Annotated in this window: 15 protein-coding genes; 5 read left to right on the forward strand and 10 right to left on the reverse strand. The window is 72.9% G+C overall.

From position 1 onward, the window contains the following. Positions 1-48: 48 nt before the first annotated feature. The 3 genes from ABZ192_RS38835 to ABZ192_RS38845 form a co-directional block, all read right to left on the reverse strand. Entirely contained in the window at positions 49-1,035 is a 987-nt protein-coding gene (locus tag ABZ192_RS38835; protein WP_356929171.1) for a BadF/BadG/BcrA/BcrD ATPase family protein, read from the reverse strand. Further along, positions 1,032-1,709, reverse strand: coding sequence for a uracil-DNA glycosylase (locus tag ABZ192_RS38840; RefSeq protein ID WP_086563594.1), 678 nt, complete (start codon positions 1,707-1,709; stop codon positions 1,032-1,034). The genes ABZ192_RS38835 and ABZ192_RS38840 overlap by 4 nt, the downstream gene beginning before the upstream one ends. Before the next feature lie 109 nt (positions 1,710-1,818). Then, positions 1,819-2,916 (reverse strand): exo-alpha-sialidase, encoded by a 1,098-nt coding sequence (locus ABZ192_RS38845; RefSeq protein WP_356929172.1) that lies wholly within the window; start codon positions 2,914-2,916, stop codon positions 1,819-1,821. 263 nt (positions 2,917-3,179) lie between these two features. On the opposite strand from ABZ192_RS38845, the gene ABZ192_RS38850 reads away from it, so the two are divergent. After that, positions 3,180-3,764, forward strand: a complete 585-nt coding sequence (locus ABZ192_RS38850) for a hypothetical protein (RefSeq protein ID WP_356929173.1) — start codon at positions 3,180-3,182, stop codon at positions 3,762-3,764. Positions 3,765-3,798: 34 nt separating this feature from the next. Here the strand turns inward: ABZ192_RS38850 and ABZ192_RS38855 are convergent, their stop codons facing one another. After that, the gene (locus ABZ192_RS38855; protein ID WP_356929174.1) at positions 3,799-5,883 is read right to left on the reverse strand and encodes a HEAT repeat domain-containing protein; all 2,085 of its coding nucleotides are present in this window, start codon (positions 5,881-5,883) and stop codon (positions 3,799-3,801) included. Between the two features lie 116 nt (positions 5,884-5,999). Then, on the reverse strand, positions 6,000-7,667 hold the full coding sequence (locus ABZ192_RS38860) for an acyl-CoA dehydrogenase family protein (protein WP_356929175.1): 1,668 nt from the start codon (positions 7,665-7,667) through the stop codon (positions 6,000-6,002). A gap of 75 nt (positions 7,668-7,742) precedes the next feature. Between ABZ192_RS38860 and ABZ192_RS38865 the strand changes: the two genes are divergently transcribed. Continuing rightward, positions 7,743-8,501, forward strand: a complete 759-nt coding sequence (locus ABZ192_RS38865) for a PaaX family transcriptional regulator C-terminal domain-containing protein (RefSeq protein WP_356929176.1) — start codon at positions 7,743-7,745, stop codon at positions 8,499-8,501. Positions 8,502-8,582: 81 nt separating this feature from the next. On the opposite strand, the gene ABZ192_RS38870 is transcribed toward ABZ192_RS38865, so the two are convergent. Beyond that, positions 8,583-9,371 carry a pectate lyase gene (locus ABZ192_RS38870; protein WP_356929177.1) on the reverse strand — a complete coding sequence of 263 codons (789 nt, stop codon included), beginning with the start codon at positions 9,369-9,371 and terminating at the stop codon, positions 8,583-8,585. A 55-nt stretch (positions 9,372-9,426) separates the two neighbouring features. After that, positions 9,427-10,407 carry a polysaccharide lyase family 1 protein gene (locus ABZ192_RS38875; RefSeq protein ID WP_356929178.1) on the reverse strand — a complete coding sequence of 327 codons (981 nt, stop codon included), beginning with the start codon at positions 10,405-10,407 and terminating at the stop codon, positions 9,427-9,429. A 402-nt stretch (positions 10,408-10,809) separates the two neighbouring features. Between ABZ192_RS38875 and ABZ192_RS38880 the strand changes: the two genes are divergently transcribed. After that, on the forward strand, positions 10,810-12,150 hold the full coding sequence (locus tag ABZ192_RS38880) for a PHB depolymerase family esterase (RefSeq protein ID WP_356929179.1): 1,341 nt from the start codon (positions 10,810-10,812) through the stop codon (positions 12,148-12,150). Between the two features lie 34 nt (positions 12,151-12,184). On the opposite strand, the gene ABZ192_RS38885 is transcribed toward ABZ192_RS38880, so the two are convergent. Further along, complete coding sequence (locus ABZ192_RS38885) at positions 12,185-13,264, reverse strand: NADH:flavin oxidoreductase/NADH oxidase (RefSeq protein ID WP_356929180.1); 1,080 nt, start codon at positions 13,262-13,264, stop codon at positions 12,185-12,187. A gap of 119 nt (positions 13,265-13,383) precedes the next feature. Here ABZ192_RS38885 and ABZ192_RS38890 point away from each other — a divergent pair, with 119 nt between their 5' ends. Beyond that, positions 13,384-13,734 (forward strand): helix-turn-helix transcriptional regulator, encoded by a 351-nt coding sequence (locus tag ABZ192_RS38890; RefSeq protein WP_356929181.1) that lies wholly within the window; start codon positions 13,384-13,386, stop codon positions 13,732-13,734. A 62-nt stretch (positions 13,735-13,796) separates the two neighbouring features. Here ABZ192_RS38890 and ABZ192_RS38895 read toward each other — a convergent pair whose 3' ends face one another. Continuing rightward, a complete protein-coding gene (locus ABZ192_RS38895) occupies positions 13,797-15,140 on the reverse strand; it encodes an FAD-dependent oxidoreductase (protein ID WP_356929182.1) in 1,344 nt (447 codons plus the stop codon). A gap of 208 nt (positions 15,141-15,348) precedes the next feature. Between ABZ192_RS38895 and ABZ192_RS38900 the strand changes: the two genes are divergently transcribed. Further along, positions 15,349-15,813, forward strand: a complete 465-nt coding sequence (locus tag ABZ192_RS38900) for a DUF6214 family protein (protein WP_356929200.1) — start codon at positions 15,349-15,351, stop codon at positions 15,811-15,813. A 60-nt stretch (positions 15,814-15,873) separates the two neighbouring features. Here ABZ192_RS38900 and ABZ192_RS38905 read toward each other — a convergent pair whose 3' ends face one another. Continuing rightward, positions 15,874-16,530, reverse strand: a complete 657-nt coding sequence (locus ABZ192_RS38905; protein WP_356929183.1) for a DUF305 domain-containing protein — start codon at positions 16,528-16,530, stop codon at positions 15,874-15,876. Positions 16,531-16,540 lie beyond the last annotated feature (10 nt).

The raw sequence follows: 16,540 nt of genomic DNA on the forward strand, positions 1-16,540 counted from the left end.
GATGAGTTACGTACCGATGGAATGACGTGCGGATGGTGTGCGCCCGGATCAGTCACCCGACGGGGTGGTCACGCTCAGCATGGCCTCGTCACCCGGCAGGGTGAGCGGACCGGCGCTCAGCTCGGTCGCCAGGAGCACCGAGCCGTGCAGCGGATCACCCTCGGCCGGCACCCGGCGCGCGTGCGGGAGCCGCCGCGCCAGTTCCTCGTCGAGGGGTACGAGGAGCGGGTCGCCCATCTTGAACAGGCCACCGGTGACGGCGACGCGCGGCTCGCCGCCGGACGGGCACACGGCCGCCGCTGAGTCGGCCATGTGCCGGGCGGCCGCGCACAGGATGCCCGTCGCCACGGGGTCCCCGTCCGCGCAGGCGGCCACCCGGGGCGCGAACGAGGCGAGGACGGCGGGCCGGTCCGGACGCGGATACAGGGCGCCGGGCAGCCCCGCCGCGGGCCCGAACACCTCCTCGGCGCAGGCGAGCAGCCGTGCCGAGCCGCCCTCCCGCCCGTCATGCGCCCGCAGCGCCGCCTCCAGCCCGGCCCGCCCGATCCAGGCGCCGCCGCCGCAGTCGCCGAGCAGATGACCCCAGCCGTCCGCCCGACGCCAGCCCGCCAGGTCGGTGCCGATCGCGATCAGTCCCGTACCGCCGGCGATCACGGCACCCGGCCGGGGCCCGAGGGCACCCGCGTACGCGGTCACCGCGTCGGCGGCCAGCGCGACCTTGCGCACGCCGAACTCCCGGGCCAGGGCACCCGGCAGTTCCGCGCGCAGCCCGGCACCGAGCGAGGCGAGCCCGGCCGCGCCGACGACGGCGGCGGTCAGCCGCACGGGACCGGCCTCGGCGGTCAGGGCACGCACCAGGGGCATGAGCCGCGCCATGAAGTCCTCGGGATCGATGCCCCGGTCACCCGTGCGCACCGGCTCGTCGGACGCCCGCCGGGCGAGCGGTCCGCGCTCGGCGGTTCCCACGACCACCCGGAGTCCGGACCCGCCGGAGTCCACGGCGAGGAAGCCGGAGCCTTCCGACGCCCCGGTCACGGCAGGCGCCAGTCCACGGGTTGGCCGCCCTGGCGGATCAGCAGGTCGTTGGCCCGGCTGAACGGGCGGGAGCCGAAGAAGCCCCGGTCCGCCGACATGGGGGAGGGGTGGGCGGATTCGACGGAGGGCAGGTCGCCGAGCAGCGGGCGCAGGTTGCGGGCGTCACGGCCCCACAGGATGGACACCAGGGGCTTGCCGCGCGCCGCGAGGGCCCGGATCGCCTGCTCGGTGACCTCCTCCCAGCCCTTGCCCCGGTGGGCACCGGGCTTGCGCGGGGCAGTGGTGAGCGCCCTGTTGAGCAGCAGCACGCCCTGCCGCGTCCACGGCGTGAGGTCACCGCTGGACGGCTGGGGCAGGCCCAGATCGGCGTTCAGCTCCCGGAAGATGTTGATGAGGCTGCCGGGCAGCGGCCGCACTTCGGGGGCGACCGAGAACGACAGCCCCACCGCGTGCCCCGGGGTCGGATACGGGTCCTGACCGACGATCAGGACCCGTACGTCGTCGAAGGGCTGCTGGAAGGCCCGCAACACGTTCGGTCCGGCCGGGAGGTAGGTGCGTCCCGCGGCGATCTCCGCACGGAGGAAGTCCCCCATGGCGGCGACGCGTTCGGCCACCGGTTCCAGGGCCTTCGCCCAGCCCGCTTCGACGATTTCATGCAAGGGTCGTGGTGCCACGGGCGTCACCCTACTGCCGTACGGGCAGCCGGGATCAACCAGTGGCCAAGGCCCGCTCTCAGCTCATCCCTCGCCTCGTCCCCCGCCCGGTCGCCGGTCCGCCCTCCCCTCAGCCGACGACAGCGGCCCGCACGCACAGCACGTCCGGCAGATGCGAGGCGAGCTGCTGCCAGCTGTCGCCGTCGTCCGCCGAGGCGTACACCTCGCCGTTGCGGTTGCCGAAGTAGACGCCCGCCGGATCCGCGTCGTCCGTGCACATCGCGTCGCGCAGCACCGTGCCGTAGTGGTCCTCCTGGGGCAGCCCCGCCGAGAGCGGCTCCCAGGACTTCCCCGCGTCCGCCGTCCGGTAGACCCGGCACCGGTGGTCCGCCGGGACCCGGTCGGCGTCGGCGGTGATCGGGAACACGTACGCGGTGTCGCCTCTGTGCGGATGCGCGGCCGCCGCGAAGCCGAACGTGGATGGCAGGCCCTCGCCGATGTCCGTCCAGTGCGCGCCCGCGTCGTCGCTGCGGTAGACACCCCAGTGGTTCTGGAGGTAGAGCCGGTCCGGGTTCGCCGCGTCCCGGGTCACCTTGTGCACACACTGGCCGAACTCCGGGTTCGGGTCGGGCAGGAACACCGCGGAGACGCCCGAGTTGGAGGGCGCCCAGGTCGCACCGCCGTCCAGCGTGCGGAACACACCGGCGGTCGAGACGGCGACCGTCACCGCCCGGGGATCGCGCGCGTCGGTGAGCACGGTGTGCAGGCCCTCACCGCCGCCGCCCGGCATCCACTTCGACCGCGTGGGGTGTTCCCACAGAGGCCGGACGAGCTCGAAGGTCTCCCCGCGGTCCTCCGAGCGGTACAGCGCCGCCGGTTCCGTGCCCGCGTACACCACGCCCGGCTCGGCAGCGGCCGGATGCAGCTGCCACACCCGCTCCAGGGACGCCCCCGTGTCCTTGGGGAACTTGACGGCCGGCCGGGCCGGTTCCGTCCAGCTCCGGCCCAGGTCGTCGGAGTGGAACACGGACGGGCCCCAGTGCGCGCTGTCGCCGCCGGCCAGCAGCCGCGGCGTCGCGGTGCGGGTGTCGATGGCGACCGAGTACACGGCCTGCGCGTTGAAGTAGGGGCTCTCGTCGAACTGCCAGGCGCCACCGCCCCGCCGGCGCCCGATGAACAGGCCCTTGCGCGTGCCCACGGCGAGCAGTACCTCGGTCATGCCGATCACCTCCGCGGCGTCGTCGTCGACGCCCTCGTCTCAGACACGGGCCAGTCTGCACCCCACCACTGACAGTCCCCCCCCGGAGCGGACTCCGGCGCAGGTCAGGGCCGTGTCGGTGCCGTGTGCGGGCGTCCGTCCGCCCCGTCCCCGAAGGTGCAGCGATCCCACCGCGGCGCCCTCCCGCAGTACGTGCAGTGAGCATCCAGCGGCCCTCTTCCGTATGGGGAGGGCGGCGGGATGGTCATGCGCTCGTGAGGAGGATGCCTTCGATGGCGTTACGTGGTCCGAAGGTGTGGCTGTGGCGCTGGCGGCGCAATCCGCTCAAGCGGCGCGCCGACAGGGTGGAGGCCTGGGTCGTGCTGGGCGTGTGGATGCTCACCGTGTTCGTCGCGGTGCTCGCCGGCCTGACGGTGGGCCGGTCCGTCGAGGACGGGCTGGCCCGTGAGCGCGTCGAGTGGCGCCCCCTCGCGGCCCGGCTGGCCGAGCGGGCTCCCGGGACGGCACCTGAGAACGGCGATGTCTCCCGTGCCGAGCACGTGTGGGCGGAGGCACGGTGGACCGCCGCGGACGGCTCCTCGCACTCCGGCCAGGTGCGGGTCCTGCAGGGCAGCCGGGCCGGTTCGCCCGTCACCGTCTGGACGGACCGCGAGGGCCGCCAGGTGAACCGGCCCGTCACGGAGTCCCAGGCCCGGATACGCGCTTCCCTGATCGGTGGCGTGGCGGCCTTCTGCGCGGCGACGGCGCCGCTCGCCGGTGGCCGCGTCGTGCGCCGCCGCCTGGAGCGCCGCCGCATGGACCAGTGGGACGCCGAGTGGTCCCGCTTCGGACCGCTGTGGGGGCGCACGACGGGATGACCGGGTGGAGTGGCCCGGGCCCGTCCCCGCCGCCCTACCCGCCCCCTTCCCGGCCCAACGCCACCCGGCACACCCGCAGCAGCCCCTCGTCCTCATGGATGGCGTGACGGTCGTAGCCGCTGCAGTCGGCCCGATGCCGTCGAGGGGACGCGACCTCCGCTCGCAGCAGGTCGTGCAGGGGCGCTCCCCTGGGGCCCAGCGCCGCCACGCACCCGGCGATCGTCGTGCGGGTGCGCGGGTGCTCGACCCATGCGGCGCGGAGGACGGGAAGAATGTGCTCCTCCTCCCGTTCCCGCTCCGGCTCCCCGGCGATGCGCCACACCGCGCATGCCGCCGCGGCCCGTTCCGACGCTTCGCCGGAGCCGGTCACCCGGCGCAGCCCGGGCAGCGCCGCGGCGGCCGCCGGCCCCAGCCGTCCGAGCACGTCCGCGGCAGCCGTGGCAGCGGTGGCAGACGCGCGGCGACACCGGCCGCTCCCGGGCTCCGTAAGCCTCCGGAGCAGCACCGGCACGACGGCTTCCGCCTCACCCGTGACCGACCACAGCGCGTCCGCGGCCGCGACGGCGCAGTCGGTTTCCAGCAGCCCGCGCAGATCCGGTACCGCCTCGCGCGCGGCGCCGCCGAACGCACCGAGCGCACGGACCGCCGCTCCAGTGACAGCAGACCGCAGCCGCAGCCCGTCCGGCATGCCGCGCAGCAGGCGCAGCACCGACGGCACGGACTCGGCGTCGCCCAGCGCCGCGAGCGCCGCCAGGAGGGGAACGGCCCGCTCGTGCGTGTCGCGGCCGTCGAGGGAAAGGCGGGCGAGGCGTCGCCGCAGGGCCGGCGCGAGCGACGCGGCCGCGCGGCCCAGGTGGGGTATCACCAGCCCCAGGTCGTGCGGTACGACCGGGCCCGCCAGCACGTCCGCCAGCACCGGCGTGGCCCGCGCGTCCCCCGTCCTGGCCAGCGCCTTGAGCGGGCCGCCCAGGGTCGGGGCTCCCCGCTCCCGGTGATGTATCCGGAACTCGGGACGGCAGTTCACCAGGGCGTGGAGATGGTCCGCCGCGGGCAGGGCCAGTTCGAAGAGTTCCCCCAGGACCGCGACCGCCGCGTCGTGCAACCGCCCCTCCTCGGCGCCCAGTTGGGCGCCTATGAGGGCGATCGGCTCCGCCGCATCGGCACGCCACTCGCGGAACAGCCCGGCCGACATCCACACGGCGTTGCACCGGTCCAGGGGATCAGGGCTGGTCAACTGCCCGCACAGCAGGGCGACCCGGTCGGCCACCCTTCCGCCGAGCGCGGCGTGAAGGGTCCGCAGCAGCCGGGAGCCCTCCTCGTCCGAGGGCCGCAGCCGCCGCAGCCGCCCGGCGAGCGTGTCCACACCGGGGCCGTCCTGTGCGAGTCTCCCGCGGACGCGCTGCCCGGACCTGTCCCGGAGCAGCCGGACCACGGTCGGTACGAGATCCGTGGGAAGCGACTCCGGTGCGCACTGCGCCAGCTGCCCGAGCGCGGCCAGCCGCAGCCCGGGCCCGTAGGGCGGCCCGCTGAGCGCCGCCAGCAGGTCCACGGCCTCGGCGGCGTGGGTGTCACCGGCCGGCAGCTGCCGCCGTGCGAACAGGCCGAGGCCCTCGGCCAGAGCGAGCAGGACCCGGTCGTCCCGCTCCACGGTGATCCGCTCCCGTATCAGGGCGAGCACACGCGCCGGCCGGTCGAGGAACCGCACGAGCGCCCCCGGAGCCGCCCGGCGCACTCCGGCGTCCGCGTCCCCCGCCAGCCGGGCGAACACTTCGCCACCCGCGCACAGGGCGGCACGGGCCCTCGCAGCGAGATCACCGGCCCCGCCCCCGTCGGTCCCCTCCCCACCGGCCCCACCGATGCTGACGAGCAGCTCCACCACCCCCGCCCGGTCGCACACCTCCTCACGGGCGGCGAGCGCGAGGAGGAACGGAACGCAGGCGAGCGTCGAGTCGTACACGTCTCCCTGGTGGTGCACGGCGCCGTACATCCGGTCGAGCGCCGTCTCCCGCTCGGCCGGGTCGGCGGAGGCCAGTCCCCGGAGCAGCCCGGGCACGTCCTCCGCGCTGCCGTCGGCATGCCGCAGCGAGGCCCAGTCGACCTCGTCGATCCCCCTGAACACGTTGTCCTCCCCAGGCGAAGTGCCACCTGACGGGGAGTCTGCACCACGGCACTGACAACGAAGCGGAATCGGGCGATGACTGTGCGCGAACCGAGTGCTGGTTGGCTGGCTGTGGTTCAGTTCCCGCCGGGCAGCGCTCGCTCCACGATCGCGCCGAGGTCCGCACCTTCCGGCAGCGTCCCGAAGGCGTACCCCCAGTCGCCCCCGAGCCGGGTCGCGCAGAACGCGTCGGCGACCGCCGGCGGGGCGTACCGGACGAGGAGGGAGGCCTGGAGCGTCAGGGCCATGTCCTCCACGAGACGGCGGGCCGTCGTCTGCGACGCCCCGGGCAGCCGGTTCCTCAGCCGCGTCACGGCCGCGTCCAGCCGGGCGTCCGCCCCCCGGGCGAGCGCGAACTCGCTGAACAGGGCCTCGGCCGTGCCCGGTTCGCGGCTCAGCGCCCGCAGCACGTCGAGGGCGTTGACGTTCCCCGAGCCCTCCCAGATCGACAGCAGGGGAGCCTCGCGGTAGTGCCGGGGCATGCCCGAGTCCTCGACGTAGCCGTTGCCGCCGAGGCACTCCAGGGCCTCCGCCGTGAAGGCCGGACCCCGCTTGGTCACCCAGTACTTGCCGACGGCGGTGGCGATCCGGCGGAACGCGGCCTCCCGGGCGTCCCCGCGGATCGCCCGGTCGGCCGCCCCGGCCAGCCGCAGGGTGAGCGTCGTGGCGGCCTCGGACTCCAGCGCGAGATCGGCCAGAACGTTGCGCATCAGCGGCTGGTCCACCAGCCGCGCGCCGAACGCGCTGCGGTGCCGCGCGTGGTGCCCGGCCTCGACGAGGGAGGTGCGCATCAGCGCGGCCGACATCATCACGCAGTCCAGCCGCGTGCAGTTGACCATCTCGATGATGGTCTTGACGCCCTGCCCCTCGGGCCCCACCAGCCAGGCGACGGTCCCGTCGAACTCGGGCTCGGAGGAGGCGTTGGACCGGTTGCCCAGCTTGTCCTTCAGCCGCTGGATGCGGAAGGTGTTGCGGGTGCCGTCGGGCAGCACGCGCGGCACCAGGAAGCAGGACAGTCCGCCCGGGGCCTGCGCCAGCACAAGGAACACGTCGCACATCGGCGCCGACGTGAACCACTTGTGCCCCCGCAGGGTGTACACCCCGGGTTCCAGCGTGGGCGTGGCCGTCGTGGTGTTCGTCCGGACGTCGGAGCCGCCCTGCTTCTCGGTCATCCCCATGCCCGCCAGCAGCCCGCGCTTGTCCGTCGGCACCCGCAGCCCGGGCTCGTACTCCCGGCTCGTCAGCAGCGGTTCGTAGACCTTCGCCAGCTCCGGCTGCCTGCGCAGCGCGGGGACGGCGGCGTAGGTCATCGACGTCGGGCAGCCGTGCCCCGCCTCCGTGTGCCCCCACACCAGTCCGCCGGCGGTCCGGGCGACATGGGCGCCGGGCCGGTCGTCCGCCCAGGGCGACGCGGCCAGTCCCGCGGCGATCGCGGCGCCCATCAGGTGGTGCCAGCTCGGATGGAACTCGACCTCGTCGACGCGGTTGCCGTACCGGTCGTGCGTCCGCAGCTCCGGCTCGTGGCGGTTGGCCAGGTCGGCCCACTCCCGCGCCTGGACACTGCCGGCCTGCCTGCCGAGCCTCCGCAGGTCCTCCTCGGCCCACCCGGCGCCCTCCCGCCGCAGACCCTCCAGCAGGGCCGTGTCCTCGGAGGCGTCGTACGGGGCGAGCGGAGGGGCCTGGTTGGTGACGTCGTGCGTGGCGACTCCGCCGTACGCCTGCTGTGCGTCGAGTGTCGAGACCATACGTCGAGTGTTGCACTCGTCCTACGGCCGCAGCAATCCTGCAACACGGAATTCCGCCGCGTACAGTACGTGACCATGCCGATGAACGTCCCGGCGCGGCCCGGCGCGCTCGATCTGCGGCCGCTGTCCGCGCGGTCGGTCGTGCTGAGCCTGCTCCTCGGCACGCATCCCCCCGAACTGCCCGTCCGGGAGCTCGTGCGGCTCGTGGAGGGCTTCGGCGTCGGCGGCTCCACCCTGCGGGCGGCGCTCAGCCGGATGGTGGCCGCCGGCGATCTGCGGCGCACCGACACCGGCTACCGCCTCAGCGACCGGCTGCTGGAGCGCCAGCGCCGCCAGGACGACGCCGTGCACCCGCGCACGCGCGCGTGGGACGGCGACTGGGAGATGGTCGTGATCACCGCGACGGGACGCGGCCCCGCCGAACGCGCCGACCTGCGCGCCCGGCTGATCGCCCTGCGGCTCGCCGAACTGCGCGAGGGCGTCTGGCTCCGGCCCGCCAACCTGGCCCGCGCCCTGCCCGGCGACCTGGACCGGGTGGCCCAGCACTACACGGCCCGCCCTGACTGGCCGGCCCGCGCCCTGGCCGGGAGCCTGTGGCCGCTGGACGCCTGGTCCGCCACGGCCCGTGCGCTGCTCGCCCACATCGCCGAGGCCCCTCACCCGGCCGACCGCCTGACCGCCTTCGCCGCCGTCGTGCGGCATCTGCTGGCCGACCCCGTCCTGCCGCCCGGTCTCCTGCCGGCCGACTGGCCGGGAGCCGGGCTGCGCGCCGCCTATACCGATTACCAGCGGGAGCTGGTCGGGGAGGTGCGCGCGCGGGTGGGCGGCGCATGACGCGAGCGGCCGTGCGCGGCGCCCGCCGGGGACGCTGCGCACGGCCGCCTTCACCGTGGGGGGTTGCGGTGGCCCGAGGGGCTACTTGTAGGTGATGTCCGAGGTGGAGTAGAGGCAGTTCTTGCTGTCGGGTCCGGAGCCGACAGGGTCGTTGTTGTTGTACTTCTGGCAGGGGACGACCTTGCGGCCGGAGTCGTTGCGGATCGTGATGCCCCGCAGCGTCGCCACGTCGTTGCGGTTGACGTTGATGCTGGCGAGCCGGGCGGTGCTGCCCGTGCCGGTCACGTCGATGGTGTTGAGGTTGACCTTGCGGGTGTACTGCGTGGAGCAGTCGCCGCAGGAGCGGTAGAGCGTCTTGAACTCCTGCACCGCGAAGTTGGAGATGGTCAGCGTGCCGCCGCCGTTGTGCTGGAAGACCTTGTCCGCCGCCTTCTTCGCTCCGCCGCCGATCACCTGGTAGGTGGCGCCGTTGCCGCCGCGGAAGGTGGCGGCGTCCTCGCCGACGTCCTCCCACCAGACGTTCTGGAGCGTGCAGCTGCCCTCGCAGTGGATGCCGTCGGCCGCGGGGGCGCCGAGGATGACGTTCTTCAGCACCGCGCCGTTCGCGAGCTTGAAGATCGGGTCCTGGCCCTCCTCCTGGCCGTCACCGGCCAGGCTTCCGGTGCCGTAGAACCGCTTCATCCCGTAGTCCTTGGTGCCGGACACGGAGATGGTGGAGGAGGTCCCCTGGCTGCCGTTGGGGGTCGGCCAGGTGGCGGCGTTCGCCGTCGGCGCCTGGATGGTCATGATCATGCCAACCGACAGCCCGAGGGCGGCCAGCGCGCCGGTCAGCGCGCGCCTGCGGGCGCGCGGACGTGTCGCAGAAGTCATGTCCCGATTCCTTCTGTCGTCTGGAGCGTTCGGGGGTGTCCGAGCGGACGGGGTGTCAGAGCTTTCCGGCGCCCGCACCCGACGTCACCGAGGCGACGACGGACGAGGCCGGCTCCGCCGTGTAGGCGTACGGCGGGCTGGTGAAGCTGCCGACCCGCGAGATCTCGGTGGCGGCTCCACCGAGGTCGTTGCCGCGCAGGTTGGCGTATCCGTCGACGTCGCTGCTGCGGTTCGTGGTGACCGCGACCTTCGTCGAGCGGAAGACGTTGTTCTCGACCAGCATCTGGGCGCCCATGCGCGAGTGGCAGGCGGTGTCGGCGCCCTCGACGTAGTTGTTGTAGAAGTGCCCGGTGCCGAAGCGCAGGCTGGGGATGCGCGAGTACACGTTGGCGAAGTGGTTGTGGTGGTACGTCACCTTCAGCCGGCCGGTGTCCTCGCTCGCGTTGTTGTCGCTGTGGCCGACGAGCGAGCCCTTGAAGTGGTTCTTGAAGGTGTTCCAGGACACCGTGACGTTGTCCGCGCCGTGGTTGACGTCCAGCAGGCCGTCGTAGTGGTCCTTGTCGTGATCGCGGTCGGCCGAGAAGGAGTTGTGGTCGATCCAGACCTTGCTCGACGCCTCGACCGTGATGCCGTCGGCGGGCGCCAGCGGCTTGCTGATGTTGAGGTTGCGGATGACGACGTTCGAGACCTTCTTCAGCCGGAGTCCGCCGCCGGTGAACCCGGAGGCCGAACCCACGCCCAGGACGGTCGTGTTGGACCCGACGTCGACCTGACCACTGAGCGAGATCAGGCCGTTGACCCGCACGACCTTGGCCGAGTTGCCGGTCACGGCCGACTTGAAGGCGCTCAGTGTGGAGACGGTGACCGCCGAGGCGCTGCCGCCGCCGGTCGTCCCCGCGCCGAACCCGACCGGCGAGCTCTCGGCGGCCCCGGCCGGCTGGGGAACGGCCAGGACCGCCACGGTCGCCAGTGCGGATGCGGCGGCGAGCGCCAGGGGGGATCTGCGGACACGTGGACGTGGGGGATGAGTACGCATGTGGGGTGCGTCCCTTCGTGGTGCCTTCATGGTGCCAGGTCGGTCATGTACATGAATGACGTTCGCCATGTTGCTCACCGCGCGCGCTGCGTGCAGCCGGTCCGGGGGTCCAGCCATGCCTCAGGGGTGCACTTCCCTGGGCCGGGCAGGCCCCGGCGGGCGCCTTGGCGGAGGCGCTTCCGGGTCACACTGCTGAACGGAACGTAGGGGGCAAGCGCTTTCTAGTCAACGCCTCGCGCAGAACACGTTCGGCCGGACCTGGTCGGAGCGGAGGTGGTGGGGGGAGCGGTGTGGGAGCGCTTCCATGAGAGCCATGTCCATGCCACCATGCCGATCGGGCACTGCTCTGAACCGCCGCACGACGTCCTGCGAGCCGCGCTTCACAACCGAAGGGACCCGGACGTGCCTGCCACCCCCCACCCCGCGACGAGGAGACCGCTGCGGTCGACGCTCCTCGCGTTCCTCGCCGCGCTGCTGCCGTTGCTCGCGGCCACCGCGCTCACCGCACCCGCGGCCGCCGCCCGCGAGCCCGCCCGAGAGGCCGCCGGTGCGAAGGCCGTACCCACCGCGACCCTCACCGAGGTCACGGACTTCGGCGCGAATCCCAGCAATCTGCGGATGTACCTGTACGTGCCGGAGAGCGTCACGCCGAACCCGGCGGTCGTGGTCGCCGTGCACTGGTGCACCGGCTCGGGACCGGACATGTACAACGGCACCGAGTACGACACCCTGGCCGACCAGTACGGCTTCATCGTGCTCTACCCGTCCGTCACGCGCAGCAGCAAGTGCTTCGACGTCTCCTCACCCCAGGCACTGCGCCGCGGCGGCGGCAGCGACCCGGTCGGCATCAAGTCGATGATCGACTGGGTCACCCGCACCTATGACGCCGACAGCGGCCGGGTGTTCGCCACCGGCATCTCTTCCGGCGCGATGATGACGAACGTCCTGCTCGGCGACTACCCCGACGTGTTCGCGGCGGGCGCCGCCTTCTCCGGCGTGCCGTTCGCCTGCTTCGCCATCACCGACGGCTCCGAGTGGAACAGCAACTGCTCGGGCGGCACGCTCACCCACACGCCCAAGGAGTGGGGCGACCTCGTCCGGAACGCGTACCCCGGGTACAGCGGCCCCCGTCCGCGCATGCAGATCTGGCACGGCACCGAGGACGACGTCCTGCGCTACCCCAACTTCGGGGAGCAGATCAAACAGTGGACGAACGTCCAGGGCGTGAGCCAGACGCCGGCCGCCACCGACACGCCCCAGTCCGGCTGGACCCGCACGCGCTACGGCGGCACGGGTGACCGGGCGCCCGTGGAGGCCATCAGCCTGCAGGGCGTCGGCCACAACCTGTACGCCCACGGCATGGCCTCCCGCGTGCTCACCTTCTTCGGCCTCGACAAGGCGGGGCCGGCTCCCCAGCCCCAGCCCGGCGCCTGCAAGGTGACGGCCGCGGTGAACGCCTGGAACACCGGCCTGACCGCCTCCGTGACCATCACCAACACCGGCACGACGACGGTCGACGGCTGGAAGCTCGGCTTCACGCTCCCGGCCGGTCAGACGGTCACGGGCGGCTGGGGCGCCGCCTACGCGCCCTCGTCCGGGTCGGTGACCGCGACCAACGTGTCCTACAACGGCACCATCGCGCCGGGCGCGAGCGTGAGCATCGGCTACCAGGCAGGTCACAGCGGCAACAGTGCCGCCCCGGCCGCGTTCACCCTCAACGGGACGGCGTGCGCGACCGGTTGACGCGAGCGGAGTGCCCCGGGGTGCGGGTGCCGGCTCAGACCGACCGGTGGTACTGGTCCGGCACCCGCACCTCGGCGCCGAGTTCCCGCGCCGCGAGCCGCGCCCACGAAGGGTTGCGCAACAGCTCGCGACCCAGCAGGACCGCGTCGGCCTCGCCGTTGGCGAGGATCTTCTCGGCCTGCTCGACCTCGGTGATCAGCCCCACCGCGGCCACCGGCAGCGTCGTCTCCTGCTTCACGCGGGCGGCGAACGGCACCTGGTAGGCCGGGCCGGTGGGGATGCGCACGCCGGAGGCGTTGCCACCGGAGGAGACGTCCAGCAGGTCGACGCCGTGGGCGCGCAGGTCGGCGGCGAAGCGGACGGTGTCGTCCGCGCTCCAGCCGCCCTCGTCGAGCCATTCGGTCGCCGAGATCCGGAAGAACAGCGGCTTGTCCTGCGGCCACACCTCCCGTACGGCGTCCACGACTTCCAGCGCGAAGCGGGTGCGGTTCTCGTACGAGCCGCCGTAGGCGTCGGTGCGGTGGTTGGAGTGCGGGGAGAGGAACTCGTTGATCAGGTAGCCGTGGGCGCCGTGGATCTCGGCGATCTCGAAACCGGCGGCGAGCGCGCGGCGGGCCGCGGCCGCGAACTGTCCGACCACGTCCTTGATCTGGTCGACGGTCAGCTCGGCCGGGACCGGGTGCCGGTCGTCGAAGGCGAGCGGGCTCGGTGCGACGGAGCCCCAGCCGTGGGCGTCCGGGCCGACCGGGGCACCGCCCTTCCAGGTGCGGTCGGTCGACGCCTTGCGGCCCGCGTGGGCCAGCTGGATCGCCGGCACCGTGCCCTGCTCGGTGAGGAAGCGGGTGATGCGTCGGAACGCCTCGACCTGCGTGTCGTTCCAGATGCCGAGGTCGTACGGCGAGATGCGGCCCTCGGGGGACACCGCGGTGGCCTCGACGATGATCAGGCCCGTGCCGCCGGTGGCGCGGGCGGCGTAGTGCGCGAAGTGCCAGTCGTGGGGGACGCCGGTCTCCGGGCCCTCCGGTGCGGCCGAGTACTGGCACATCGGGGGCATCCACACGCGGTTCGGGATCGTCACATCGCGCAGGGTGTAGGGCTCGAAGAGCGAGGTCACGGCGGACTCCATTCGTCACGGGGCCGATGTCGGCTCGTACGATAGGCATCGTAGTACGGTGGATGTCAAACTACGAGGGTTCTCGTACTATGGGATCCCCGAAGGAAAGTGGAGCCGCCGTGACCTCTCCCGCCGTCAGCAGTCGCGACCTGCCGCATCCCGTGCGTGACGAGATCCGGCTGGAGGGGGTGCTGCATGCGCTCTCCGACCCGATGCGGTTGCGGATCGTGCGGGAGCTTGCCGGGGCCAGCGGGGAGTTGTCCTGTTCGCACTTCGACCTGCCGGTCACGAAGTCCACGACCACGCATCACTTCCGGGTGTTGCGGGAGAGCGGGGTGATTCGGCAGGTGTATCGGGGGACCGCCAAGATGAACGGGCTGCGGCGGGGGGATCTGGATGAGCTGTTTCCGGGGTTGTTGGATGCGGTGCTCGATGCGGCGGCGCGGCAAGTCGTCCGTCTTGGTGGGTAACTAGTACTCGTTCGTCGTTTTCCGCGGGTGGTTCGTGGTTTGTCGCGCAGTCCCCCGCGCCCCTAGAGCACGTCGCCGTGCACGGCGGTCATGAGGGACTGCCAGTCGGGGAGCTTCACCACACCCCTGCCCAGTGATGCGCCGAGATCCGCTTCCGCCTGCTCGATCGCTTGCCAGCCCGTCCATTCGACCGCGTCGGTGCCTTCGGCACGCAGGACCGGAAGGGGGTCGTCAGGTACGGCCCTGATGCCGAGCGCGGGGGCGTCTTCCAGGAGAGACGTCGCCGTCTCCTTCGCGCAGGGGCGGTTCGTGCCGATGACGCCTGTCGGGCCCCGCTTGATCCAGCCGGCCACGTACTCGCCCGGCGCGACGACGCCTTCGCGCAGGACGCGTCCGGCCAGATTCGGCACCGTGCCGCTGTCCGCGTCGAACGGCAGCCCCTCCAGGGGCACCCCCCGGTAGCCCACCGAGCGCAGTACCAGCTGGGCCTCGATGTCCTCGAACCGGCCCGTGCCCGTCACACCGCCGCGTCCGTCCGGGACGGTCCGCTCGAACCGCACCGCGCCCACGTGGCCCCGCTCGGCGAGCAGTTCGACCGGGCGGAGGAAGAAGCGCGGCCGGATGCGGCGCGGGGCGCCGCTCGGCGGCGTCTCGGACCAGCCGCGCAGCACCTCCACGTTGCGGCGCTGGGCGGCGGGCAGGGCGGACGGGTCGGCGTATCCGGGATCCAGGGCCAGGTCCGCCGGGTCCACGATGACGTCGGTCTCCGGCAGGGTGCCCAGCTCGCGCAGCTCCTTGGTGGTGAAGCGGGCCTGGGACGGGCCTCGCCGGCCCACCATGTGGATCTCGGTCACCCGGCTCGCCGCCAGTGTCGTCAGGGCCGCCTGCGGCATGTCGGTCGGGCTGAGCTCGGCCAGGCCGCGCGCCAGCATCCGGGTGACGTCCACGGCGACGTTCCCCACGCCGATCACCACGGCCGACCGGGCGTCCCGCAGGAACCCGGCGTCCACGGCGTCCGGATGGGCGCTGTACCAGGCGACGAACTGCGTCGCCGACCAGCTGCCCGGCAGGTCCTCCCCGGGGATGCCCAGACGCCGGTCGGTGGCGGCGCCCACGCAGTACACCACCGCGTGGTAGAGCTCCCGCAGCCGGGCGACCGGCACCCCGCCGGGACCGGCCTGGACGCCACCGAGGAACCGGACCCGGTCGTGCTCCAGGATCGTGCGCAGGTTGTTCTGGAGCGACTTGATCTTCTCGTGGTCCGGAGCCACGCCGTAACGGACCAGGCCGTACGGGCACGGCAGGCGGTCCAGGACGTCGACGCGCACCTCGGGGTCCAGCTGGACGAGGCTCTGGGCGGTGTAGCACCCGCTCGGCCCGGAGCCAACGACGGCGACTCGCAGCACGGCGGAACTCCTTACCCGGGATCCCGAGGGATCTCACGAGAGCGCTGTTGCCTCCAGCATCGCACCGGCCGGGCTCCGCTGACAGGGTGCAGTGCTCCGCTCGGGGCGCGTGTCCGATCTATAGGGAATGTGATCATTCGGTTACGTTCAGTGTGTGCTGGAAGCATCCTTTCTCAATCTTTCTGATCGCTCTCCGGCGGGCGGCGCGGTGTCCGTGCGGCCCGCGTGGGAGGTGCGGGAGAACGAGGACGCCACGCGGTGGTTCGACGTCCGGCTGGTCTTCACCGACGGCGCCCACGTCCACGCGCTGGCGGTCGTGGCCGGGGGATGCGTCGGCGTGGAGGACGTACGCGCGCAGCCCGCGCTGTCCCTCGACGACCTGGCGGTGCTCGCCGACTGGATCGAGGACTCGCTGGCCGAGGCGTGCGGCGCCGGTGCCGGGAAGGCTCCCGAAGGCGGCGGAGGGCAGGGCCGGAGGGCCCGGCCGGCCTGGCCGCCCGGCGCACAGGGACGGTGGCTGGTGGCGCGGGAGTACCGAGCGGCCCAGCAGGAGGGTGCCGATCCGGTGCTCGCCGTGATGAGCGCGACCGGGCACAGCCGCCGCACGTCCCTCAGGCTGATCGGCCAGGCCCGGGACGCCGGCCTCCTGACACCGCGCCGCGCCCGGTGCTGAACGGCGCAAAACGGCGCTGAACGGGGCCGAACCGGGGCGGCGACCCGGACCGGAACCCCGCTAGAGCATGTCCCGCATCCGCGTGATCTCGCTCGTCTGCTGGGCGATCACCTCGTCGGCCATCTCCTCGATCCGGATGTTGTTGCCCTGCCCCTTCACGTCCGTGGCCATCGTGATCGCACCCTGGTGATGGGTCGTCATCAGAGTCAGGAAGAGCTGGTCGAAGGCCTTTCCGTCGGCCGCGCGGAGCTTCTCCAGCTGGGCTTCGGTCGCCATCCCGGGCATCACGGCGTGCTCGTGCCGCTCCGCCTTCAGCGGCTTGCCGTGCGACTTCAGCCAGCCCTTCATGGCCTCGATCTCCGGCTTCTGGGCAGCGGCGATCCGCGCGGCGATGCGTTTCACCTTCACCGACTCGGCGCGCTGCGGGGCGAGTTCGGTCATCACGAGGGCCTGGGCGTGGTGTTCGATCATCATGCGGACGTAGGAGACGTCCGCCGAGTTGGGGGAGTCGTTCTCCGAGCGCCGGTCGGCCGCCTCCTCGGCGGACAGCGTGCGGTTCGGCTCGCCGGGCTCGCCCGGCGCGATCACGGCGGGCCCGTCCGCGGCGGCCGGCTTCCGGTCCGGACCGGAGTCGCAGCCGCCGGCCGTGAGCACGGCCAGGGCGACCAGCCCTGTCGTGACGACGGACGCGCGGGACGACGCACGGCGGAAGAGCACAACGACCTCC

This window comes from Streptomyces sp. NPDC006235, assembly GCF_040613735.1.
In the GTDB taxonomy this organism is placed as follows: domain Bacteria; phylum Actinomycetota; class Actinomycetes; order Streptomycetales; family Streptomycetaceae; genus Streptomyces.

Bases quoted from the DNA above. Each gene is read 5' to 3' on its own strand.
- ABZ192_RS38850 (WP_356929173.1), top strand. From the start codon at position 3,180: ATGGCGTTACGTGGTCCGAAGGTGTGGCTGTGGCGCTGGCGGCGCAAT.
- ABZ192_RS38860 (WP_356929175.1), bottom strand. From the start codon at position 7,667: ATGGTCTCGACACTCGACGCACAGCAGGCGTACGGCGGAGTCGCCACG.
- ABZ192_RS38865 (WP_356929176.1), top strand. From the start codon at position 7,743: ATGCCGATGAACGTCCCGGCGCGGCCCGGCGCGCTCGATCTGCGGCCG.
- ABZ192_RS38870 (WP_356929177.1), bottom strand. From the start codon at position 9,371: ATGACTTCTGCGACACGTCCGCGCGCCCGCAGGCGCGCGCTGACCGGC.
- ABZ192_RS38875 (WP_356929178.1), bottom strand. From the start codon at position 10,407: ATGCGTACTCATCCCCCACGTCCACGTGTCCGCAGATCCCCCCTGGCG.